Source organism: Vibrio antiquarius (assembly GCF_000024825.1).
Taxonomy (GTDB): domain Bacteria; phylum Pseudomonadota; class Gammaproteobacteria; order Enterobacterales; family Vibrionaceae; genus Vibrio; species Vibrio diabolicus.
The window spans coordinates 1,787,216-1,811,080 of record NC_013456.1 but is presented as its reverse complement, the minus strand read 5'-3'; the positions used below and the strand labels follow the sequence as shown (position 1 = coordinate 1,811,080).

The following is a 23,865-nucleotide window of genomic DNA, read 5'->3' as shown; positions in this document are numbered from 1 at the left end:
GTGTGATCCATAGATATCCTTTCAACCATACTGGATGTCTATGAACAGAGAAATCCGCCAAAGACGACAATGGGCAAAAATGGCTAAACTTTCAGTCTTTCTTTGCCCAGTCTCGATAATATTTCTTTCAGAGTAATTTCATATTCTTCAAGGTAAGTCAACAATTGTGTTCTGCCCAAAATTTCAACACCACATGTGGCAGCAATTTCATGAGTTCGCTTAGCTAACGAAGGTGAATTGGTAACAAAAATCAAACGCTCAAAAGAACTTCTCATTGCTGCTTCATAAATAGGTTTCGCAGAGTGAATCTCCTGAATTCCTTTATAGCCATCATATTGTCGTTGCGTAAACTTAGCTTGCACTAGAATGTTGCCACGATTACTGAGTAACACACCGTCAGCACCATGATCAGCACCACTATTCGTAAGCCACGCACTTTCACTATCCGTAATCTTTGCCAGCAATTCTACACATAACGCTTCAAATTGCTGCCAACTTAACTTATCAAGTTCTGCCGCTGTAATACGTTTATCAATCAAATCACCAGAAACTACTCCCCCAACACCTGCTGGCTGTGGAACCACATCTTCTGGTGTAACAACAGCATCCTTCAGCAACGTTTTTTGGGTAAGTAGCCTATGTAGATTTACGTCAAACGATTCAAATTCGGGATGATGTAAAAGCGGGATATAGATATGTACATCTTTTTCTTGCCCGATACGATAAACCCTATCCGTCGCTTGAGCTTCTTTAGCCGGGTTCCAGTGCCGCTCTAAATGAACCACATGATTCGCACCGACCACAGTTAAACCGACACCAGCCGCGACTGGAGACATTACAATTAAATTAAAGCCTTCTTTTGCTTCAAAGTCTGAAATCATTGATTTTCGAGTTGGGGCAGATTTACGCTTTGCTACGGCTTTCGCATCACCATTAATTACTGAAAGCGGACCTAAGTTATAGATCTGTCCCAAAGTCACGCTTAAGAAGCTTTGCAGTCGTTTGTTAACCGCAAAAATAATGCACTTTTCATGTTTACTTCGTACTCGATCTAAAGTCTCAAGTAAGGAAACTATTTTTCCTGATTCTCCGTATAAAGCCCTAGCTGATTTTGCATTTTTTGGAATATCAAGGCGACCTCCATCACTTAACCTAGGATGTAACGAACTATCTCTTAGCCTCATCAAAGTGGTAAGTGCGTGGCTCTCTTTATTCTCGAGTTGATTACTAATAGTCCCTTCGTAAACATCTCTCTGGTAGCCAACCATTATCGACTTAAGTTCTTCTAAGTACTTCCAGTTTTCAAAATCTCCGCCAGCATACATATGTTTTATAGGTAACCCTTTAAGGTTGTCCTCTTTAACGCGTCTCAACATCAATGCCCCGACCGCTATGCGAAGTTCTCTTCCAAGCCTAGCTCTTATTTCTTCAACTTCATCACCGGCAGCTTTAAGAATTGGTGAGATATACCGAGCACGAAACTCTTGATAGCTACCCAGATGGCCTGGGCAAGCTGTATCCATTAAACACCAAAAATCGGCTAAGCTGTTTTCTACAGGCGTCCCCGTAGCCACTAGTTTGAAATCAGCTTTTAGACCCTTCGCTGCACGAGTTTGAAGTGCATTTGGGTTTTTAACATTCTGGGCTTCATCGAAAACCACAATCCCCCAATCAATCAAACACATGGAGAACTGGTAATCGCGCAAGGTTTGATAAGTAGTGATAACCAATCGCTCTGGTAGATCTAAACGGCCTGGACCAAAGTGTTTCCCTACTTTCAAAGAATACTTGGGTTCTAAACAATCATCAGATGTGCTCTGGCTTCGAATCTCCACGCCACCCATGCGATAGTCATTTAACTCAGCGGCTGATTGCAAAATAACCACATCTTTGAATGGTGAGTGTTTAAAGGTTTTATCTACCTCATCCTTCCAGTTTTCCAATAAACTCAAAGGAGCGACTATCAGCGCAGGTTTCTTCGTTTCACCACTAATTTTCTGTCGTTGATAAATATGTTCGATCGCAGAGAGGGCCATAAAAGTCTTACCTAACCCCATGTCATCAGCAAGCAAAGCTCCACTAATTTTCGAGTCTGATAAGGTTTTTTGCTCAACGCCTAAAATCCAACGAACACCAATATCCTGATGTGGAAAAGGTGTCCGCTTGTGGTTTTCCCAATTTAACTCACCATCCCAGGAAATATCAGAAATCAGTTGTTCAACTTTAGGAGAATTTTCAGACAACTCTTCATCATTTAGATCAATATCGACAACATGTATTTCTGCGCTTTCTGATTCAGTCTCGGCGTCTTCTTCCTCTCCGTGGCTAGAAAGATCTGTATCAGGGTTAGATATCTTGTGACCTATTTCTTTTAGAACTTTCTCGACAGCTACAGGCTCACTGATATCGTATGATTTTCCTTCATAATCTAAAACCGTTGCTCCGGTTTGTTGAGCATCTTCAATCTTCTTAGTTACGTCCTCAAGAGTTGTTTTATCGCGAATTCTATCAGCCAGCTTAGATATTGGATTAATCACATCAGATGAAGAGGAGGCTCCGAACCAATCTATGCCTGACTCGTCCGTTTCTCCAAAATAAGCGTGTTTAAAAACTGTCGCACCATGAACTCTGATAGAAAAACCTAAATCAAGATCGACTAAGCTCGCATCAATATAGGCTGTAGGGTTTTCCAAGAACGCTTTAACTTGCTGTTGGGGAATTACCCTGTTGCTAATAACTTCTTTTACAGCCATTAGCTTTTCTTCAGAAAACAAGACTATTTCATCACCCACTTTCAGAGTAACTGCGTTGTCGCTTTGCAACTGCCCCAAAACCTTTTGAATCGACTCATGGCTCGCACTTTGCCCCATGTTTGGCGTCAATATCAGCTCGCCTTGAGAATTCAGTTCTGCTTCTACTGTAATTTTATTTGGTGTCAGAATTCTTAGCTTTTCAAAGTGCTTTAGATTCAACTTACAACCACTCTGTTGAGCCTCTTGTAAAGAGTGTAGGTAAAGTAAGTTATCGTATTCAGACCGAGCAGAATTTCCATGGGCTTTATGTGCGTTAAAGGCCATAAACTGCTCGGGCGTTAACAGGTACTGCTCATTTTGACTAAACCGAATGAAAGGTCCATCCACAGTGTAATTTAGCGTTGTTCGACCCTGTTTGGTTGTTACCGAAAGGTCAACTTTAAAGGTAGGTGTGCTAGCTTTTCCTTGAATATCTGCATCAATAGTTCCTTGCCAAACCGAAGGAAAACCAAACAAGATTCTCAAATCAGAGTCGAGCCTTACCGCTGTATCGGCAGGCATAATAAAGCCATCTGGAAATGAGCTTACATCCCCCTGTTCTTCAAGCATTCTAAGTGCAACATACTGCGCCGTTATCCACTCATCAGCTTTACCAGCTTTAATTTTCTCTAGGGTTTTCTTGGAGGTTGTGAAATCAAGACTATCATCACAGACTAACTCAAATTGAGACGTCTTATCTAGACCAGAAAAGAACTTACTGATTAAAGAGGTTAACTCCACTCTCTCACCCCATAACGTTGTTTAAAGTCAATATAATCTTCATTTGAAAGCACATCTTTAGGCGTCAATTTAACTCCCAGACCTCTAAGTGCTGTAAGTGCTTTTCGCTGCCATGAGTAGCCAATTGGTGAATGCGTTATTTTTGCTACGGCTCCCGATGATAATCGTGTCATCTGATTATTGATCCCACTGGTTAGCTGAGAATACGTTGGCCTAACAATGTCATAATTAAATACGCATACTGACGAATCTAAATGCTTGTACAGCCACAAGTAACAACTGTGGCTTCCCTCTACCATGTGCGCACCATTCATTTGCACATAAATTATGGATTTATCACCATCTTTAACAGTCGAGAAATTGGGCAAGTGCTTAGGGTCATAATTTCTCTTCAAATACCTTGCAGCATCCTGACTCAAATAAAGTCGTGTATTTGAAATAACCCCCGCATCGAACATCCCCTCTAAGAAACATTTCCTAGATGGGTACATTCTCTGTAGCTCGTAATTAGCTGAAGAGTAGGAATAATCTTCCAACGCTTCCAGAAACAACTTCAAATCCAGTTTTGATAACCATCCGCGAACAGCTTGAATCAGAATTGGTTCTAAACCCTTCCACCACTTAATGTATCTTGGATTTGAACTTGGTACTCGTGGGTCACCGCCAATCGCTAAGATCACATTCATCCAAGTCTCACTGATGTGAGAACCTATCGATCGGCCAATCAAAATTCTAAGAATTTGATGCCCTAACAAACTTTCAGAGTCATATCGAGAATCAAAAACCGCCGTTTTTTGAACCTCCTCTAGGAGAGGATGATCTTGGCCTAATGGTATAGTGTTTAACTGCTCAATATAGTAGATGCCTTTAGCCGCCGTTAAATATCTGCCATTTGCATAACGTTCCAGCTTCATCTCCGCAAGTAAATGATCAAAATCGACATTATTTTGAATCGCCCTTTCCGCAAGCCACTTGGGGCCATTGGTTGACAATATATTTTCATCAAACTGCTCATCATTGCCTCGCAGCCTTTTAGCCTCCAACAACCAGTCTGCTGTAGCTTCCAAGTCTGCCAGTCGGTCATACTCTGATAAGAAATGCTGATAAAACGACTCTATGACTAAAGAGCTTGGTTTTTTTACAATTTCTGTAATTTTATTAAGCAATCTACGCGTAAAGCTGACATTTTTCTTCGCATCCGTATGTAGCGAGAGAGCTAAGGCGCGAACGTGTACAGAGCTATCTATAACGTCCTCAACTCTTTTCTTAGAGGCAAGCGCATTACATACTTCTCCATACGCAGTTCGGAACTTATTGTTTTCAATACCGGCACTCTTAGAAAGCACCTCTAGCTGATTCGATAGATGTGCAAAGTCCTTGATGGCTTGACCAAAAGGATTGGCTGGCAAACTAACTTTGAGCTTTTTTATATTTAAACTCACTGTGCAACAATCCTCTCGAGCTCAGCAATAGATGGTTTCTTAACTGTAAATCGAATATCAATACGCCTATTCTGGCTCTTTTCTTGCTGATTCGACTCTTGTAGATTGGCACGTCTTGTCGCTGCATAACCACTAACAGAGAACAGCTTTGCATGATAAGCGTTTTCTAAGTCACCGAGTTTAGGCGTTAAGCTCAGTTCATTTTGCCAGACATTCCATACAGATATTGCTCGATCAGTAGATAACCCCCAGTTCCCTTTTCCTCTGTAATGGATACTATCGCTATCGGTATGCCCCTCAATAAAAACGGTATCGAGATATTGAAAACGGTCTTTCTTCTGAATTGCAGAATGAAGAACAACACCTATGTCCTTAACTGCTTGCTGTATGGTTGCATCGTTCGGAATTGATGATTTACCTGATGCAAACGTAAGTGTGCTTTCTGGGATCCGAATTACCGTATCGTTATCAGCAATTTCAACAATTACGTTTCTTTTAGCCAGTTCGTCTCGAACATCATAAATTATATTCTTTCTTGCTAACTCAGCTTGCTTAAGCTCTTCGATACCAGCTTCGACATCATTGGTCTTTTGAGTTAATTCAATAATCAGAGCAACAGCTGCAAGTATAAATATAACAAGCAAAGCAGACATTAGATCGGAAAATGAAACCCAGTAGGGATTTTCTTCATCTACTGAGTTTTGTGTATGCGAACGAATACCTCTACGCATGTTGGCTCACTTTATCTTGAATTTCATCGACAACACTAGAAATAGCTCTAACTGCTGTATTCATGCTCTCTGCATACTGTGTACTACTATTGGCCCAAACTTTGAGGTGCTCGGCGGTTTGTCCGTTGGCTTGCTCTGCATAATCTTCAAGCAGTTGAGCCATTTGCTCCGTCAACTCTTTTACATTACGCTTCATTTCTGAAGTGAGTTCGTTTAGATTACCTTTTTGTTCTGCAAGGAACTCATTTTGGGTAGTGCGAAGCGTGCTAAACGACTGCTCTGCACTAATCAGCATATTGTTTATCTGATCTGTAATCGCGCTAAACTTACTTGTATCTTCCAGCAACTGCTCCCTCAACGCTTGAATTTTCACTGCGCCTAGCTGGTTTTGCTCCGCTAAATCCTTCGTGCTGTTAACCGCTTCAGTAACAGCACCAGATAGTTTGTTGCCCGCCTCTTTAATGTTGGAACCGAACACATTCATACTATCAGCGGCAACTCGTAACTCACTCGCCGACTGCTGCATACTCTCAGTAGCTCGAGCAGATGCCGAAACAGATGAATCGATACTATTTTGTAATTGTTTACCTTGCTCAATAATATTATTAGATGTGATTTGTTGTGATTCAGTCGCCGCTTTCACTTGAGCAAGAAGCTCATCCGTTCCAGCTTTCATCGCCTGCGTTTGATTCACAAATATATCATTACGCTCTTTTTCCATCTGACTTGCCATCCCATCTCGTTCAGAGAACGTTTGGGTAAGTTGGCCAACTTGATTCTGAACAAAATCGGTCAACACTTGGCTTTGTGCTGAAACATTTTCTACTAAATCTTTAATCGTACTTTCCATTGAGGAAGCCAATTTCTGTTCACGTTCAGAAGCAGCTGATTCTCTTTTAGTAAGCTGCTCACCTAACTCAGAGACTTGTTTTTCTACAAACTCTGTTAGAACACGCTTCTGCTCATTACCCTGAGTAACTAGCTCAGAAACTTGAACTGAAATAGTTGAGATAAGTTCTTTCTCTCTTTCTGAAGATGCGTTTTGCTGAACTTCCAACTTATTGACGAAAGCAGCCATCGAAGTGCTCATTGATTCTAGCGTCTTATTTACGTTTTGAGACGCAGAGTCCATCGCGACACGTTGTTGCTCGCCTTGTTGACCAAAACCGTCCATGAAAGATTGAAGAACGCTTTCAAGCGCTTTTTGGTTACCATCTGACGTCTCATCAACAAGCTTATTGATAGCTGGAGCCATGATTTTTTCCAGACTACTCTCGAGACCTTGTTGAATACCCTGCGTTGCTTGAACTAATGACTCCTGCATTTTCTCGCCAATTTTCTCAGCAAGTCCCTGTAGGCTTTCTCGAGATTGCTGGCTGTTATTTGCAATAGATTGCAGTTGATATTCCGCACTTAATCGAGGGAACATCCTGTCAATACGGTTTTGCAAAGACTTAATTCTCTTTCTAATTACTTGCTCAAGAATTTTCTCAATGAAGTTGAATGCAACACTGAGTAAGACGCCCCAAACCGATGTCATAAATGCGATTTTTGCACCATTTATAACTCCAGCAACGCCGTTTTTCATCTCATTGACATCAACGTTGCCCGCAATATTTAGATCTGAAAGTCCTAGCTGTAAACCGACAAAGGTGCCAATAACACCCAGAGCCGTTAAAAAACCTGGAACCGCCGCAATCATTCGGTTTTCAGTGCTACCACCAGCTAAACTAGAACTATTAAAGAAGTAGTCGGCATCAAATGTGTTATGCAATCGAACAACGTCATCAGCACCTTTTACTTCGAGCAGTGTTTCGTCAAACTCTAGCCATAAATGCCCTACGGAATTTTTCTTTTTTTCAGCTCTAGAAATCAAATCATTTCGAATATCTGACGGGGTCGATTTCTCCGCATCATCCAAAGATTTGTTAAGCCAAACAACACGTTGTCTTGCCCGAATAAACGCCACACCTGACCAAATTAAGAAAAATAGAGCTACGCCCCATAAAATAACTACAAACAAAGCACTCAATTGCTCTGGAGTTTGAGGTGGCACGACATTTAGACTGCTTAAGTCCGGCCATAAACTAGAAAGGTTAAGGCTATTGGTCATTCAAATTATTTCCAAGATTAGTTATTTAATAATGATATGGAGTGGTCAAAAACTACTACATCCCAACCATACGCTGCATGCTTTGCGTCCACGATGCTTTAAAAGCAGGGTCTTGTGCAAACAGCTTGTAGAGTTCTAATTCGTCTTTACGGCGTTGAAGCATGATTTCTTTCAACATCTTCTCAAACGCCAGCTCTCGCGTATGAGGGTCGGCATTGTTTTGGTATTTAGCTTCGAAGTCTGGGTGATTACGGATGCTCTCAGCAATGTTCACAAACTTAACGCGTTGCTCTTCTGGTGTTGCGCTCCAACCTTGAAACCAACGTTCGTTAAAGATTTGGATGATCTCATCTAACGGGTCTTTTTCACTTTCAGGACCATGAGCTCCGCGCGGGTTCGGGTTTTGAGGATCTAACTCAGTTTCAGAGTCATCTAGCTCGATGGAATAATTAAGCTTAACCCTTTGTAATCCATAAGAACTCAAATCGACTGAGTCTAGTAACGAGTCTAATGCCTCTTTATCTGGGTCTTCGACGGAAAGTTTTGGAATCAAAAACTTCAAGAACCAGAACAGTTTTTCCCACTGAACGACCTCATAAGGCATGATAGATGCCATCTGGCCGTAGATTTTCACAAACTGCTTGGCCTTCACTTTGAAATCGACTTTAAATTCGTTTTCTAATTCTAACTCGTGGTTAAAACGCGCAGCTGCGATGTCAATGATTGGGCTTAGGTCCTGAGCATCTCTTCCTTCAAAGAAACGCTTGTTGAACTCCTCAACTTCAAACCACTCATAAACACCCGTGTCGTCCATATCATCTTTTAGCTCATGAAGAACATTGACATCAGTGGCTTCAGAAAGCGTTGTCGATGTATAGAAAGGGTCGAATGCGGTTTTGATATCATCCACTGAGTTGAAGAAATCCAACACAAACAGATCTTCCGTTTTCTTACCGTACTTTGGTGCTGAACGGTTCAAGCGAGACAGCGCTTGCACACACAGTACACTCGCCAGTTTTTTATCCACATACATGGCACAAAGCTTCGGTTGGTCAAAACCTGTCAAATACTTATTCGCCACGACCAACAAACGAAAAGCATCCTGATCTACATGCTTAGGAATTGGGGAGTCCGACTCCTTACGCTTGTAGTTCACATCAAAGTAATCTTTGGTATCACCTTCTGGGAACCCATTAAGATCTGCTTCAGTGTATTCAATACCATCAACTTCTTTGGTGCCAGAGAAGGCAATCGCGACTTTAAATGGGTTACCCATCTTATCGAGTTGCCTTGTTAACGCTCGATAGTAGCGGATAGCTGACTCAATATTTTGAGTAACCACCATGCCTTTGCCTTTACCTTTAAGCTTCTTACCGTTAATCACATGTTTGATAAAATGTTCAAGCATGATCTCGGCTTTGGTATCTATGGTTTCTTGGCTTGCCTCTACATACGCTCGCAAACGCTTCTGCGCTTTTTTACTGTCGAACTCAGGGTTATCTTGGATTGATTTTTCAATCTCGTAATAACTCTTATAAGTCGTGTAGTTGGCAATAACATCGAGAATGAAGCCTTCTTCGATCGCTTGTTTCATCGAATACAAATGGAAAGGAGCGTAAGTTCCGTCCGCTTGTCGCTGACCAAACTTTTCTAGAGTGGTGTTTTTAGGCGTTGCGGTGAACGCAAAATAAGAGGCATTTCCACGCATCTTACGAGAGCGCATTGCCTGTAGGATTTTGTCCTGAGCATCTTCCAGCTCTTCCACTTCCTTCTTACCCATTGCACGGTTCATATTGTCATGAGCGGAGCCTGACTGAGAGCTGTGAGCCTCATCAATAATGACGGCAAAGCGCTTGTCACTTAAATCTGCAATACCATCAATAATGAACGGAAACTTCTGAATGGTGGTAATGATAATTTTCTTGCCACTCTCTAATGCAGACTTTAGCTCAGACGATTTGAACGCTGGTGCAACAATGTTCTTCACTTCGGAGAACTCTTTAATATTGTCGCGTAGCTGCTTATCAAGCAATCGGCGGTCGGTAACGACGATAACCGAATCGAATAGAGGCACTTCTTTCCCTCTACTTCCTGGTAGATCATCGCTAATAGGATAAGTTTCGATGAGCTGATACGCAGCCCATGTAATTGAGTTAGACTTACCTGAACCCGCTGAGTGCTGTATCAAATACGTTTGCCCAACACCATTAACTGAGCAATGATCAACCAAGCGACGTACGACATCCATTTGGTGGTATCGAGGGAAGAACAAAGTTCGTTTATCCAACTGCTTTTTACTGCTGCCATCAAGACGAACAAAGTGCTGAATAATATTAGCGATGCTTTCTTTGCGGAACACCTCTTGCCACAAGTAAGCCGTCTTGTGGCCGTGCGGGTTAGTGGGGTTTCCTTTACCTAGGTTGAAGCCTTTATTGAACGGTAAGAAGAATGTCTTTTTACCTGCCAGTTTGGTCGTCATATAGACTTCATCGGTATCTACCGTCATATGAACCAAACAACGAGCAAAGTTCAGCAATGGTTGATTTGCATCTCTATCATTCCGATACTGATTTTGACCATGATAAGCTGCGTTCTGACCCGTCCATTTATTTTTAAGCTCAAGGGTAATCAACGGGATACCATTTATAAAAAGAACCATATCAATCTCTTCCAACGGATTCGCATTGGAATAACAAACCTGTCGTGTCACGCTAAAAATATTGGCAGAGAAGTTCTTTTTTACATTTTCTGAGCTACTAACAAGCGGAGCTGGGTACATTAGAGTGAGGAAAGCGTCATCAACCTCCAAGCCCTTTTTAAGTAGGCTCAAAACACCCTTGCGCTTAATCATACGATCAAAACGTTCAAGGATTTTTCTTTGCCAATCATGAGGGCTGGTGCGCTTTAGCTTGTCTAACTCACTCGCTTGTGTCTCTTCAAGAAACTGCCAGAAGAAACGTGTATCTAGGGCATATTGTTTGTCGAAGTCACTTGGAAAACCGACAAGATAGAGTTCATTGTTGTAGTTTAGAGGCGCGTCACCCAACGCTAACTCTTCTCTACAAATACCAGCTAAGCCTTTCTCTATTGCTGCTTCTAGCGCCTGTTCATTTGTTTTACTAACCATAGATACCACGTTGTTCTTATTTAATAACTCGAAGTTTTATTTTTTACTAATGTTGATAGTGCTGAGCAAAAACTGCCATCATCTCATCTAGATGTTGTTCAATCTGCTGTTTACCCCAAGTACCCTGTCCTTTCACATTAAATATTTTTCTTAGTTTCAGTGCATCGAAATGGGACTTCCTATCGAAATCGATGCGTTTTTTGTCTACATCTTGATTACTATAAGAAGAATTTTCACCGGGACTAAGTAGTACTAAATTACCAAATGAGTTTAAAGTTTCATATGCTAACTCACTCTTATACTCATCATTTTGAGGATGAACATGTTCTACAGAGTTTTTGGATGTAATTCGGTACTTTTTGAACTTATTCAATTCTTCAGCAGACAACGAGGATTCTGACGACTTCATCTGCTTCCAAATCAAATATTCAAGCTTTTGAAACCAGTAATGCTCAAAACTAGTACCTAGCGACTGTTCAAAATACGTCGATTGAGATTGCCAACTCTGGCAATTGGGTTGTAACCCGCTAGCTAAAGCAAAGCTCGCCTCTTTCTGTGTATCAATAGACAGTGACATTTTGTTATCGATACTTTCCAGTAGCTCTAGTGCCTCGGTATCTTGCATGACGTTCGAACGGATCAAACCAGTGATAAACGGCGTTAACCAATACTGGGCGCTGCGCTCTCCGGTAAAGTTACGAACACTTTGTAGGAGAACCAGCTCACCTATATTTTTCGGCTCACGGTTAATATACCGCTTACCCTTTGATTCGCTTAGGTACTGACGAGTTAACGCCAACTGCACATCTGTTGCATCATCACGTTCTACCCATTTTACAACCAAACGGTCGAACTGGTAGCGAACCTGCCATAGCGTTTCGATAAACAGCTTTACCGATTGCTCATCACCATTGATAAGTGGTTCAAATATCTCCAATAAGCGATCACTATGAAGGCGTGGCTCAATATCTTGACCTCCATTAAGTGCAAGGTAAACACGGTAAGCATGAATGAGTAACTGTGGGAACTTGATTATTGGGCGGCAGTAAACGGTCTCAACATCTAGGTCGTATGTTTCAAATTTGTCCTGTTCAGTGTTTTCAGGTGTTGATTCCTGTTTTAACTGCTTAGCAAGTTGAGCAATCGAAAACCCTGATGATTCCTTATTATCTTTGTCTTCATGTGCCGAACAGAAACGTTCTGGATCAAAAGACGCCAAATGTTCAGGCTCAATGCTATACCAATCGGCGTTAGGGAAAACTTTACGAACATTGCGTTCAAAATAATTTTCTAAGTGCTCACATGCCACCCACATCGCATCATACTGTGCTTTGTCAGTGTGAATCTGCTTAAACAGCTTAGCCTTTAAAATATCCGCCTGCTCTAGTTGGATACCAGCGGTGTTCATGGTGGCAAACAACCGGTTTAAATCCATTTCTGTTGGCACAATGTTGTTCACCCATTGAACTTGGCGGTAGAGGTAATCACCCAGGTCTTCGGCACTCACTTCATCGTCAGAGTTAAGTTTTTTCACTTCTTTCGTCAATACATCTAGCGCAACGCCCATCTGTTTTAGATAAGCATTATCAGTAATCGATTCCTTAGAGGGAGTTTGATAATTTTTAAGCCCTGCTAAACCACCTAAAAGCTGCTGAACTTGATCTCGAATAGCGAACTGAAGACGCGGTTTATCTTCACCCTCGCTCGAATGGTAAACAGCTAGCCCAGCTAGGTCAGATTTGATGCCTGCATACTTAAAGGCAATCGTCATCAACATTAAAGTAGTCGTTCTCTGCTGACCATCTATAAGCTCATAAATACGTTCCCCATCTTGCTCAATACGAGACGATAGAATTGTGCCAATAAAGTAATTTGGCTCCTTCAAGCGGCAAGCTTCTTTAATATCTCTGAACAGCAGTAAGACGTCATCATCTGACCAGACATAAGGACGCTGATAACTAGGGATAGAAAATTGATAGTTCTCTGTATAAATTTTTTCAAGCGTCAGCAGCTCAGTTTTGACTGATAAATTATCGCCCATGTTGCACTCCTAACGCAGAGATATGTTGGCTAAATGAAAGACCAAATTGGTTCGCATAGTCTTGCTCATCGATTTCAAGCTTAAAGTATTGAGTTACGCGTTTTACGAAGCGTTTTTTAACACTGTTTTTATCAAAGCCGCTCTTATCTACTGACAGCTTAAAGCCGTCTAACAGAGCAAAACATTGCTCTGGGGTATAGCTCATCGCAATCCAATCCAACACAGGCGTTTCTTTGACAAATGCAGGAACAGATCTCTCTTTTACTGCCGTTTGGTTTTCGACTCGGCGAGAATAAACCACGCGAAATAGCTTTTTCGCAGCCACTTCTAGGCTTTGCTGCCCATGCTGGCTGATGTAAAGCAACAGGCAAGCATCGTAGAGCTGTTTAAGATAACCGCAGCCATCAAGCTTACACACTAATTTTTTATAGAAATCGTAAAAGCCCGCTAATTCGCCTTGAGTTGTTTGATTCAGCAAATAGGTTTGGCGCAGTTGCTCGAAATATTGCAAGTAGTGAATCGTGTTCTCGCCACTATTTAGAGGCTGACGCAACTCATAGCCAACTTGAGGTTGAGATACACTCTCACCACCATTTGACATATAGGTACGCGCTATTCTGCCAAAAGCGATGTCATCGCCTTTGCCTGTCTCTTCTGCCAGCTCAGCGACAATGCTATTACGTACTTGCTGAATTTGGTTATGCAGCGGGTAATTACGAAAGTTAAGGTATTGCCAATAGCGACCACGTAACAAAATATCCACGACTGGGCTCAAATCCCCCAGCGCTTCCCAACGGGTTGCAAAGGTGTTTACTGCAGACTTGTCTTTTTCATTCACTGCACGCAGATGGTGGGCTTTGATAATATCTGGTCCCGCTAACCGTACCCCACCTGTATTCTGGGTTTCAAAAAAGCGGTAGGCTTCATCTTCGCTATTCGTCACCACCAGCGTGATGTTGATTTGAGCAAAGTCGATGTTTTCCAATCTCGAATTTTGAGCTAAAAGCCAACCAAGATTATGTTTAATCTGCTGCTGGCTCTCTGGTGATTCATAAACCAGTTTTAGGTCAGCATGTTTATCCGCTAGATAAGAGATTAAAGCCATCGTTGTCAGGCGTTGCTGACCATCAATGATGTTAAGCTTATCGCCTTGCTGGTGGAGGATGACACTACCCAGATAAAATGGGCAGTGCTCTGCTTCAGGCTTACCGACTAACTCTTGCTGGTGAACCTTGAAGTCATTCAACAAACGAGTAATTTGCTCTTCATTCCAACGATATGGACGCTGATATTCAGGGATGGTGAGCATCCCGTGAATGTCTTTTTGAACCTTACCGTCAGAGGCTAGAATTGGCACACCAGAAAAGAGCTGTTCTAAGGTGCAACTGGAAACAACTACTGCCATTTATACCAGCTCCGTGACTTTTATTTTGCCTGTAACCGCACTGTTGATCAGGGTGGTTTTGTATTCTTTAAGTTTTTCTATTTGGTTAAATTGAATATCTATAGATTGATCTAATTTTTGTGATTGTATGGCGATAAAGTGAACTATTTCTTTTTGCTCGATAATTGAAGGAAATGCAATCTTAAATGAGCTTAATATTTGACAGTTTAGTGCTTCTTGGTTTGAACCTTGGCCTTGATTTCTGACTTCATCGTAAGCTTGAATTAAATATTGATGTAAAAATTCACTTAGAATTTTTTCTGAAGGAATTATGCCTGCAACATTCTGATTTATAACAGCATCAATAGCCAACATTGCTGAAGTACCTCTAGTTTTCCCCTGACCGACAATCCCTATCAGAACTGTTCCTTTAGGAAAGATACGTAAAGAGCATTCTCTTAATGCCGCAGTAGTTATCAACTCTGACGGAGTGGAAATTATATAGTCATTTACTTTGCCGGAAGACATCCAAGGTATGGTTCCTTCGTCCCAATACCTTTTCACATCTCTACTAGGTGTTGACCCATTATAAACTCTTGCGTAGTGGCCAATCTTAGATACTGTCCAATGCTCAGGAATTTTTCCAATCCAATCCACGCCAGAATCTTTCATTGGCACATCAGGGTTCAAACCTTGCGTAACGGCTTGCTGAATGATGATTTGCTTGCGCTCTTTTAACAACTCTATTTGCTTTTGTTTGATTGCGATAGCTTCATCGATTTGCGACGTTTTTTCATCAAGATAGTTGGCAATTGCAATTTGCTCATCAAGCCCCGGAAAAAAAACTAATGCCCTTTTTAGCTGAGGCCAGTATAGATTTCGCTGAATAGTTCCCACACCTTTTGAGTTAACAAGATAGTTGGCCACCATAGACCCATCTCGGAACAAATAATTTCCGAAACGAGGATAAATTTTTGATGATAACTGTAATACCAAATATGCAGGGCTAACGATTCCTCTATGAGCAGAAATACCAACAGAGCCTCGCCATGCCTGTTGATTATTTAAGACAAAGTCACCCGGTTCGACTAACTGATACTTACTAAGGTCTAAACTTGTTACATTCGTTCGCTTCGCTTCAACCTCATCAAATCGAATTACACCTTTATCCAAGTAAACGGACAGTAATGGCTCACCCACATGGTTCGTTATCGACTTCAGCTTTGATACCGAACAAAGAGGAGCCGCCTCCCAGTGAGAAGGTATAGAACCTAACCAGCTTATACCAGTGTCCGTATATTCATTATGTTTGGGCATTGATGTTAACAAGTTCATTTAGCATCCCCTTTAACTACATCCCCCCCCAAAATGTCAGAAATCAAGCCTTCCGCTTTTTGTTCTAGCGCAATAATGTCTTTGGCGACTTCATCCATGCTGCGAAGTGGCTTGTGACGATAGAAATACTTGTTAAAGCTGATCTCATAGCCAATCTTGACTGATTCTAGGTTTACCCATGCTTCATCAACATGCGGCTTCACCTCATCAAGGAAGTATTGATAGATGCTTTGTTCAAGCGGCACGGATTCGCTGTCACGCAGGTCTGAACTTGATTCATAAGTGACGAACTCGTTGTGATTGCCCGTTGGGTAGTAACCGAAATCTGGCAAGTCTTGTAGCTCACATTCGTAGCTTTCTAACAGTTCGTCTAACTTATCTTGCTTAAGTTTCGCGACTTTCTTAATCACTTTTTCTGCGTTTTCGTTATACCAGCTTACCGCATCCAAAATGGCTTTTTTCTCAGTTGCAGCAAGCTTAAGACCGAGTGATTTTAGCTCTGCATCCACTAGTTGCTTGAACTGATTAAAGTCGTTATAAACTTCGTCACCAATCTTGCTATGTAATTGACTCGCTGCATTAACCAGTGTGCGCTGTTTAATCCAGTTTTTCGTATCCAGCAATTTGGTTTTCGCCGCTTTGTTTAGGCTAATATCATTTTCTTCACACCACTTGGTTATCTCTTTCTCAACCCCTTTAACAAACCCTGCGTCGTATACTTTCTCGCCATATTCGACGTACAAGTACTCCATCACTTCACGTAGTGATTTTTCAAAACGTAGCGGCTCAATTAGGTCAGAACGGAATTGGGCATTTCGGCGATCTGGGCGCTCAATATTCACTTTGTAGTAACCAAAATCTTGGTTCTTGAATACTTGCGCGGCAATACCCACCGAATCGCCTTTCTCATCGATTGCACGCTCAACGGATTTATTATCAAGATAGGTCGAGACAATTTTCGCAATGTGCTCTGGTGAGAACTCGCAGTTCTTGTTACCCAAGTTCTTACGCAACTTGCGGAACAATAAGCTAGCATCAATCAGTTGCACCTTACCTTGGCGGCTTTCAGGTTTGTTGTTATTAAGCAGCCAGATATAAGTGGTAATACCCGTGTTGTAGAACAGGTTGTTTGGCAACTGAACAATCGCATCCAGCATGTCATTTTCGATAATGAAGCGACGAATATTACTTTCACCACTGCCTGCATCACCCGTAAACAAGCTTGAACCGTTGTGAACAGACGCAATGCGTGAACCCAATGGGCTGACTTGTGGCGACTTCATCTTGGTGACCATTTCCATCAGGAACAATAACTGGCCATCACTTGAGCGAGGAATAGCATCTTGTTCAGACTCAACACCCCAGTAGTCTTTTAACTTCACTTTAAAGCGGCCATCAACGACGTCTTTACCGTCTTTGATGTGTTTTTGTTCACTCGCCCAGCTCTTACCATAAGGCGGGTTAGATAGCATGAAATCAAAACGTTCTGATGAGAACTCATCGGTAGAAAGAGTTGAGCCAACACGGATGTTTTGTGGGTTGTTACCTTTGATCATCATATCTGACTTACAGATGGCGTAAGTCTCATCGTTGATCTCTTTACCGTAAAGGTAGATATCACGATTTGATGCTGGGTATTTTTCTTCAACAAAGTTCTGCGTTTCTGTCAGCATACCGCCACTACCACAAGCTGGGTCATACACTGTGATTGAAAGTGGCAGCTCATCTTTGATTGGGTCGAAAACAAGATGAGTCATCAGCTCGATAACTTCACGTGGGGTAAAGTGCTCACCAGCCTCTTCATTGTTCTCTTCATTGAACTTGCGGATCAATTCTTCAAACACATAACCCATACCAAGATTGCTGAGCGCTGGCAGTTTATTGCCCTCAGGATCTTCTTTAACCGTCGGTGTTAGGTTGATGTAAGGTGAAACGAATTTCTCAACCACATCTAGCAGAACGTCTTTGCCCGCCATGTGACGAATTTGAGCTTTCAGGTTAAAACATTCAACAATCTCCTTTACGTTGTCGCTAAAACCGTTCAGGTAATCTTCGAAATTAGCCAGCAGAATCTGTTGGTTGTTGGTCGCAGTACTGAACAGCGTTTGTAGAGTCCACTTAGACGTGTTGTAGAACACATAACCTGATGCAGCACACAATGGTGCATCATCAAGCTCAGTTTCATTCATCTCTTCTTTCTGAAATCTAACTTCTTCCAGTACTGCTTCTTTTGATGGTTCTAAAAGCGTATCCAGACGGCGTAATACCACCATAGGCAAGATAACGTCGCGGTATTTACCACGAACATAAACATCGCGGAGACAGTCGTCAGCAATCGACCAAATAAATGAAATGAGTTTGTTATGTACTGAGTGGTCCATAATATTCTTCTTAAAACGATAGTTGCTTGAAATTCAAACAATAATAATAGGGATAATTGGGCAGGATTTTACTGGCTTTTGACGCTAGTAGCGAATAAAACATTGGTTTCTGCTCGCTACTAGCTCCTTGGTTTGGTCTGCTATCAAGATTTAAAATGCTGCATCTCAATATACTCGCGCAGATGCTTAAATGGATAAGGTGTTACGGTTGGTAGACGATGCCTTAAGTGATAAACATCAAACAAGTTTTCTACCTCTTCTGGTAGTGCATCAAACGAATGCTTTATCAAGTATAAATGGCTAAAAGTTTCTATTTTGCTCTGTGGGCTGCCTTTGCCACCAGCAAAGTACATCCCCAGCTCTCGGTTATAGAAGAAACCTAAAGATGCATTAAAGAATCCCTCACTTTGCCCTCTCATCGATGTTTTTAAAAAGAATCCTTGTTCGCGCAGCCAATCATAGAATTGTTTTTCATCATTGCTTTTGTATGCGATTGTCGAAAACTCATCAAACGGTAGAGGGGCCGTATCATCCCACTCTGACAATATCACTCTCAGTTTGGTTACAACTTTACTCTCGGGGTTTTCTTCAATGAACTGAGTCAACAATGCAATAGGAACATCTTGTGAACGGCCTTCTTTAAGTTCACGCAATCGCTCTGCAACCGCTTCAAATTCCGGCAGCATTTGAATGCCAGTGTCAATGAAAATGGCATAGTTCCCCGTCTCCGGCCAATAAATAAAAGGGGAACGTTGGAATCCTTGAAATACTTGCCATTTATCATTACCTAAATCGAGTTCAATATCTTCAAGCTCCTCTTGAGTCGCTTGTGTATATTGCCATCCATCGCCCACTAACTTAGACGCATACACTGGCCACGGCCCATCTCGCACCTCTGAAGACTCGCCTTGCGGTCGCTGAGGCATGTAATATACACATCCTTCAGGGCCGCTTGGGTACTCAATCAAATGCTTTCTTGTATGGACTTCTAGCTTGATAAGTAGTTCTTTTAACAGCACTTCCACCACATGGCAGTTTGGCTGGCCTTGACGGTTCCATAAGCGCTCTGGGTAACACGACTGGAAAACGGTATCTTGGTACTTTTTGCGATAAACCTGATACGGATCTTCTTCAGCTGACTTGTAGGTGTCTTTATTACCAACAATTAGGATATTCAATGCCCCACGAATCGGAACTTCAGCTATTTCTGCGTTTATATCTAGATGCTCGATACCATGAAGCAAGGTTAATGCAGCGTCAGTATCTTTGCTTTCGGTTAAATCACAGATCACCAAACGATGCTCTTTCAACGCATCAAACAGCCCGACATAGTGATTTTTGACAATCGTATCTGAAACAAATCTATGCTTTTCTCCGGGAATCCGCTGCAACTTCACCGAAACTGAATCACCATAAGCTTGCTTAAGATCTTGCATGAACTGTTCAAGAATACCGATCTTAGATAGTTGAAAACCGCTATAAGATTCTTTGGTTATATCAATCGCCTGAATTCGATTCTTCGCATTAGAGTAAAGCGGCTTCTTGATGTAGTCTCCCTTTATGGATTTGCTTACCAACATCCCCACATCATCAAGTTGATAACGTGCAGCAAACTTTGCCTTTTTCTGTATCTCTCCGTTCTCTAACGTAAACCAAGACAAAGGGGAAAACGTTTTGGCATTCATTGACAGTGTTTGTTTGAATCCAAGCGCTGCACATGGCGCTAAATCGATTTCCACGGTGGTTAATTCATAGCCTGAGTGACCTTTCGGTAACTTTTTGCTTTTGACTAGATAATATAAACCTTCACTTTCAAAGCGCTTTATCTCTGGCGTAGTGCCACTCAATACTTTTGGTATCGCTTTAATCAGTAAACGGGCCAATTGCCATGTAGGTAGCTCGGCAGCGTTAACTGGTTTGATAGCCAAAGAGGTGTCTTTGAGGCCTAATTTGGCGTCCTGTGGTAACAGCACCCAATAACAAGCTTCTTTATTGGCACCTTTGACTAAGCAATAAACACTTCCTGACTTATAGATTTCAGACGCTAATGTTACTAAACGCTTAAGTCGTTCTGAGAAGCCTATTCCTTTATAACTGACACAGTAAATCGCGAAGCTTCTATCAACCCAATCAGTGTCAATGGATATTTGTTCCACTAAGGTTGATAACGGACCGTGTGAGGAAGGTTCTAGCTGTTGTGTAACCATTTTATCAACTCCTGTACTGCGGTTAGGTTGGTGTCGGCATTGCTATCATCAATTAGTGCTGGAATTTCAATAACTTTAGCTAACTGTGGTGAAGTTTCTACGAAGCACGAGTCCAAATATCTAATCGGCTTTGAGGCATCCCCTAACGCATTCACATAAATAAACTTCGAAGGTCCAAACTCTTCTTCTACCAATGAAATTTTCGAACTGTAGCCTTCGCTGCTTTCATTACCTTCATGCTTCCAATATTTGCTGTCTAGCCAGATCGGTTGCTCAATCCCTGCAAATATGACTCTGTTGTCAAATCGCTCGTAAATAGAATGTAGAACTGCTTCAAAGGTAAAATCGAATGCTGTTAGCACTGCCTCTACCGCTTGCTCGCCCAATGCTCCCTTATAAATATTGGTAAACATAATTGGCGTCATCACATACGCTTCTTTTTGCCACGAACAGGCAAAGCCTTTGTGCTCAAACCACTGCCTCACATGTTGGTTCTGTGCTAACGTCGCTAGGCTGCATGCTTCCTCTGAAACCATATCGCCATAAGGCACCCTATAAAAGAACTCGAAGCTATTCGGATCACCATCTAGATTACCTTGATAACGGTAATACCCTTTAGTCATAGACTGTAAATACAACCGATTGAATCGCTCAGGTTGAGAGACGATCGTCGGATAGCGAAGTAACTGAGTTCTAATATCTTGCCACTCTTGAATATCATTATCAGATGCAGGTTGATTATGTAAACGACGAACTAGGGCCTTGATTGACTGCATACCGTCTTTGTTGTTTCGTTGAGCAAGATTAAACAAACGACGAATAGCTCGATCCTCAACTTTCGCCTTGTTCGCTGATTGCGCTTTATCAACCAAAGCAACATATTCGTGCGAAAACAAGCTTGGCTCTCTACTCTCTTCCGCCAGAATTTCCTTCAAACCGGAATCAGCAAACAAGAGAATTTGTTTTCGTTTCAAAGGCGTTCTCCCGGCTCTTCCTACCGCTTGCTCAATGTATTTCCTTACCGCGCTTTGGTAGTCACTTGTTTGGTAATATTGCTGTAAAGAGCGCTCTCTGCTCATGCCCATAAGTTGCTGTCGACACCAGCTTTCAGCGCTTTTCGGTGACAACTCGCCGTTCTCTTGCAAAGATAAGATTTGGTGGAACTGACAAAGCTGGTTAGCAGTGTGCGAGTAATCATCTGACAGGAGTAGCTGAGTAGGTTTTTCAAGATAAATACTGTCTATATCGCTTCGCTGCTGGGTGCTATAAGTGACATCGGCAACGGATATTAAGCTTCCACCTTCCAACGCTAAATTAACTGCGTAATCAGGGTTTTTACCTGCTCCCATTGAAGAATATGTACTAAATACAACGACTTTCCCTGGCTCAGTGTTTAGGTGATTGGAAATTTCATCGTAGCCAACCAACCTCATCCAATCAGCATTCACACCCAAAAATGTCCTGGTTTGGACATTAAATTCTTTTGCCCATTTATCGCAGCAGAACTGGATGAAATCGTTAATGTTCTGACGTGTTGTATCTAGGGTGCGGTTTAACAACGACAGCATATAACGATTATCAGGGGCTGAGATAAACGCTTTAATGCTAGCTAAGAGCTTAGACAACCAACTACGAACAAATGCCTGCTCTGATTCCGCAATACCGAGATAGTGATTTAGGATAAAGTGACTTGACCGAGCTTCCGGCTTATATTCTTCCAACAAAGCATCAAGAAATGCATCTCGGCTATTGAGATATTTGACCGTTAAAACCACGCCGTTATCTTTATAGTTGCGTCTACTATGGTAATAATCATTTACCCGCTGTTTTTGCTCTCTCGAAAAAGATAGAAGCTTTTTACCCAAACGCTCATTCAAGTATTTAAAATCAAAGTTATGTATTACGGTGTCTGCTCTCGCCGTTGCACTTATCCCGAGGATGACGGCACCTGCATCAACCATATCCGCTAAGACACCCGATGGTGAAGTGTTTAGGAATGACGCTTTACAATTTACGGTATCGCGAGTCCCCTGATTATGAGCCACCTCTACAAGTTTTAGTCCGGTATGATGGTAACTCTTGCTAGAACTTAACTTGTACGCTTTACCACCTGCAGATTGCCGTAACCCCCGCGTATCGAAAGACTCGTAAACTGCAGACTCAAATTCTTGTAAGTTGAAGTGAGTAAGCAGGGATTGAACAGCTTCTTGAAACGTTCCTTCTAGACTTCTATTTTCGCGTACTTCGATTTCTAGGCCACGAACGTTCTCCCAGTACTGAAACACGGCTTTACGCATTGTGCCAAGAAACCACTGATATATAACATCGGCTTCATTGACAAAGCGGGTTAAAAGGCCGTTTTTTTCAATGAGAGAGCCTTCTACTTTCTCATCGCTGAATATGAGATTTTTCTGTCTCAATAAATCTGATTTTAATGACAGCTTATGAGTGGCACTACTTACATGCGTGAAGCTTCTATCCGAAAACAACCTAACAGGCCGCTCATTCAAGTTAGCTCCTTCCGTATTAAACGCGAACGCTAGATTCCACTTGGTGCCAAACTCTTCAAGTCGCTCACGGAGTGGTTCAAATAAGTTTTCAATTTTGTCGTAGCGAGGCGAGCTCTCAAGTTGATGATCTCTAAAGTTTGCTCTTAATGTTCTGATCGCCCAAATTAAGTCCTGCGCTTGTTGCTTACACAACTCAGAAAGGATGACCTGATTCTGCTTGTCAATTTCATCAATGATAAGTACAGCACCACTTAGATCGCGCAATGGGCTATAACGCGAACGAGTATTGTGGAAGCCTTTCAGAAACTTGCTAGTCGTTAAGAAAACAACATGAGCACTTCCATTACGAATTTTTTCACCCGGTAATAGTGTTTCAACGGATGTTAGCAACGAACCGCTCAACAATACTCTATCGGTCCCTTTTTGTTTCTTTTGCAAGCGGTCGACTAAATTACGGTAGAAGTAACCAGCTTGCCTATTTAAAGAGACTTTAACTTCAGGATTACTCGCATGGCGTCTTAGACCTGATATGGCACTCCACTCTGATTGAACATCACGCTCAGCGTCCAAGTTAAATCCGGTTAACACTTCATTCAATACCGTATCAGAACATTGCAATAGCTGCTCTGACTGGTTGGGCAGGTGTACTATTTGCGCTTTAAGGTACTCTTGTTGTTCTAAAGTGAAGCGAGGCTCACCCTTGACTGTCTGCTTTTCAATTAACTTCAACAAGTCTGCTTTCGCGCTTACCACGTTATCTACTGAATCAGTAACGTAATACAGTAAGCGTTTGGATTTGTTGCTGGTATTTTCTTCTTTCAGCTCGCTTCGTATTTGCTCTAACATCTGCTGGAGTAAGAAATTTAGTGCCGTGTAAGTTTTACCGATTCCTGTCTGAAACGGTAATGGGAGCAAAGCACCAGATTTAACGCCATTTACTTCAATGTGACTTTTGAGCGACTCTGTAATTACCAGCTCAAGGGGCGAAGGATCGGGAACAAGCTGAAAATCAAAATGAGTAAACTCTTCTATCGACACGTTCATACACTATTACCCCCGCA

11 protein-coding genes are annotated in these 23,865 nt (G+C 41.9%); all 11 read right to left on the bottom strand.

The window, feature by feature from the left end:
* Window positions 1-83: 83 nt before the first annotated feature.
* The 11 genes from VEA_RS08520 to VEA_RS08470 all read right to left on the bottom strand — a co-directional run bounded on the left by VEA_RS08520 (window position 84) and on the right by VEA_RS08470 (window position 23,848).
* Window positions 84-3,533: an SNF2-related protein gene (locus VEA_RS08520; protein ID WP_006741473.1), complete on the bottom strand. Its 3,450-nt coding sequence runs from the start codon at window positions 3,531-3,533 to the stop codon at window positions 84-86.
* On the bottom strand, window positions 3,524-4,975 hold the full coding sequence (locus VEA_RS08515; protein WP_006741472.1) for an EH signature domain-containing protein: 1,452 nt from the start codon (window positions 4,973-4,975) through the stop codon (window positions 3,524-3,526). The genes VEA_RS08520 and VEA_RS08515 overlap by 10 nt, the downstream gene beginning before the upstream one ends.
* Window positions 4,972-5,706: an OmpA/MotB family protein gene (locus VEA_RS08510; protein WP_006741471.1), complete on the bottom strand. Its 735-nt coding sequence runs from the start codon at window positions 5,704-5,706 to the stop codon at window positions 4,972-4,974. The genes VEA_RS08515 and VEA_RS08510 overlap by 4 nt, the downstream gene beginning before the upstream one ends.
* Complete coding sequence (gene zorA / locus VEA_RS08505; RefSeq protein ID WP_006741470.1) at window positions 5,699-7,819, bottom strand: anti-phage ZorAB system protein ZorA; 2,121 nt, start codon at window positions 7,817-7,819, stop codon at window positions 5,699-5,701. The genes VEA_RS08510 and zorA overlap by 8 nt, the downstream gene beginning before the upstream one ends.
* 55 nt (window positions 7,820-7,874) lie before the next feature.
* Window positions 7,875-10,946, bottom strand: coding sequence for a type I restriction endonuclease subunit R (locus tag VEA_RS08500; protein WP_006741469.1), 3,072 nt, complete (start codon window positions 10,944-10,946; stop codon window positions 7,875-7,877).
* 46 nt (window positions 10,947-10,992) lie between these two features.
* Window positions 10,993-12,987: a DUF262 domain-containing protein gene (locus tag VEA_RS08495; protein WP_006741468.1), complete on the bottom strand. Its 1,995-nt coding sequence runs from the start codon at window positions 12,985-12,987 to the stop codon at window positions 10,993-10,995.
* The gene (locus VEA_RS08490; RefSeq protein WP_006741467.1) at window positions 12,977-14,392 is read right to left on the bottom strand and encodes a DUF262 domain-containing protein; all 1,416 of its coding nucleotides are present in this window, start codon (window positions 14,390-14,392) and stop codon (window positions 12,977-12,979) included. Before VEA_RS08490 ends, VEA_RS08495 begins: the two co-directional genes overlap by 11 nt.
* Complete coding sequence (locus VEA_RS08485) at window positions 14,393-15,706, bottom strand: restriction endonuclease subunit S (RefSeq protein ID WP_006741466.1); 1,314 nt, start codon at window positions 15,704-15,706, stop codon at window positions 14,393-14,395.
* Entirely contained in the window at window positions 15,703-18,087 is a 2,385-nt protein-coding gene (locus VEA_RS08480) for a type I restriction-modification system subunit M (RefSeq protein WP_006741465.1), read from the bottom strand. Before VEA_RS08480 ends, VEA_RS08485 begins: the two co-directional genes overlap by 4 nt.
* 143 nt (window positions 18,088-18,230) lie before the next feature.
* Window positions 18,231-20,294 (bottom strand): hypothetical protein, encoded by a 2,064-nt coding sequence (locus tag VEA_RS08475; RefSeq protein WP_006741464.1) that lies wholly within the window; start codon window positions 20,292-20,294, stop codon window positions 18,231-18,233.
* Entirely contained in the window at window positions 20,276-23,848 is a 3,573-nt protein-coding gene (locus VEA_RS08470) for a hypothetical protein (RefSeq protein ID WP_006741463.1), read from the bottom strand. Before VEA_RS08470 ends, VEA_RS08475 begins: the two co-directional genes overlap by 19 nt.
* Window positions 23,849-23,865 lie beyond the last annotated feature (17 nt).

Bases quoted from the DNA above. Each gene is read 5' to 3' on its own strand.
- VEA_RS08495 (WP_006741468.1), bottom strand. From the start codon at position 12,987: ATGGGCGATAATTTATCAGTCAAAACTGAGCTGCTGACGCTTGAAAAA.
- VEA_RS08475 (WP_006741464.1), bottom strand. From the start codon at position 20,294: ATGGTTACACAACAGCTAGAACCTTCCTCACACGGTCCGTTATCAACC.
- VEA_RS08510 (WP_006741471.1), bottom strand. From the start codon at position 5,706: ATGCGTAGAGGTATTCGTTCGCATACACAAAACTCAGTAGATGAAGAA.
- zorA (WP_006741470.1), bottom strand. From the start codon at position 7,819: ATGACCAATAGCCTTAACCTTTCTAGTTTATGGCCGGACTTAAGCAGT.
- VEA_RS08490 (WP_006741467.1), bottom strand. From the start codon at position 14,392: ATGGCAGTAGTTGTTTCCAGTTGCACCTTAGAACAGCTCTTTTCTGGT.
- VEA_RS08500 (WP_006741469.1), bottom strand. From the start codon at position 10,946: ATGGTTAGTAAAACAAATGAACAGGCGCTAGAAGCAGCAATAGAGAAA.
- VEA_RS08485 (WP_006741466.1), bottom strand. From the start codon at position 15,706: ATGAACTTGTTAACATCAATGCCCAAACATAATGAATATACGGACACT.
- VEA_RS08470 (WP_006741463.1), bottom strand. From the start codon at position 23,848: ATGAACGTGTCGATAGAAGAGTTTACTCATTTTGATTTTCAGCTTGTT.
- VEA_RS08480 (WP_006741465.1), bottom strand. From the start codon at position 18,087: ATGGACCACTCAGTACATAACAAACTCATTTCATTTATTTGGTCGATT.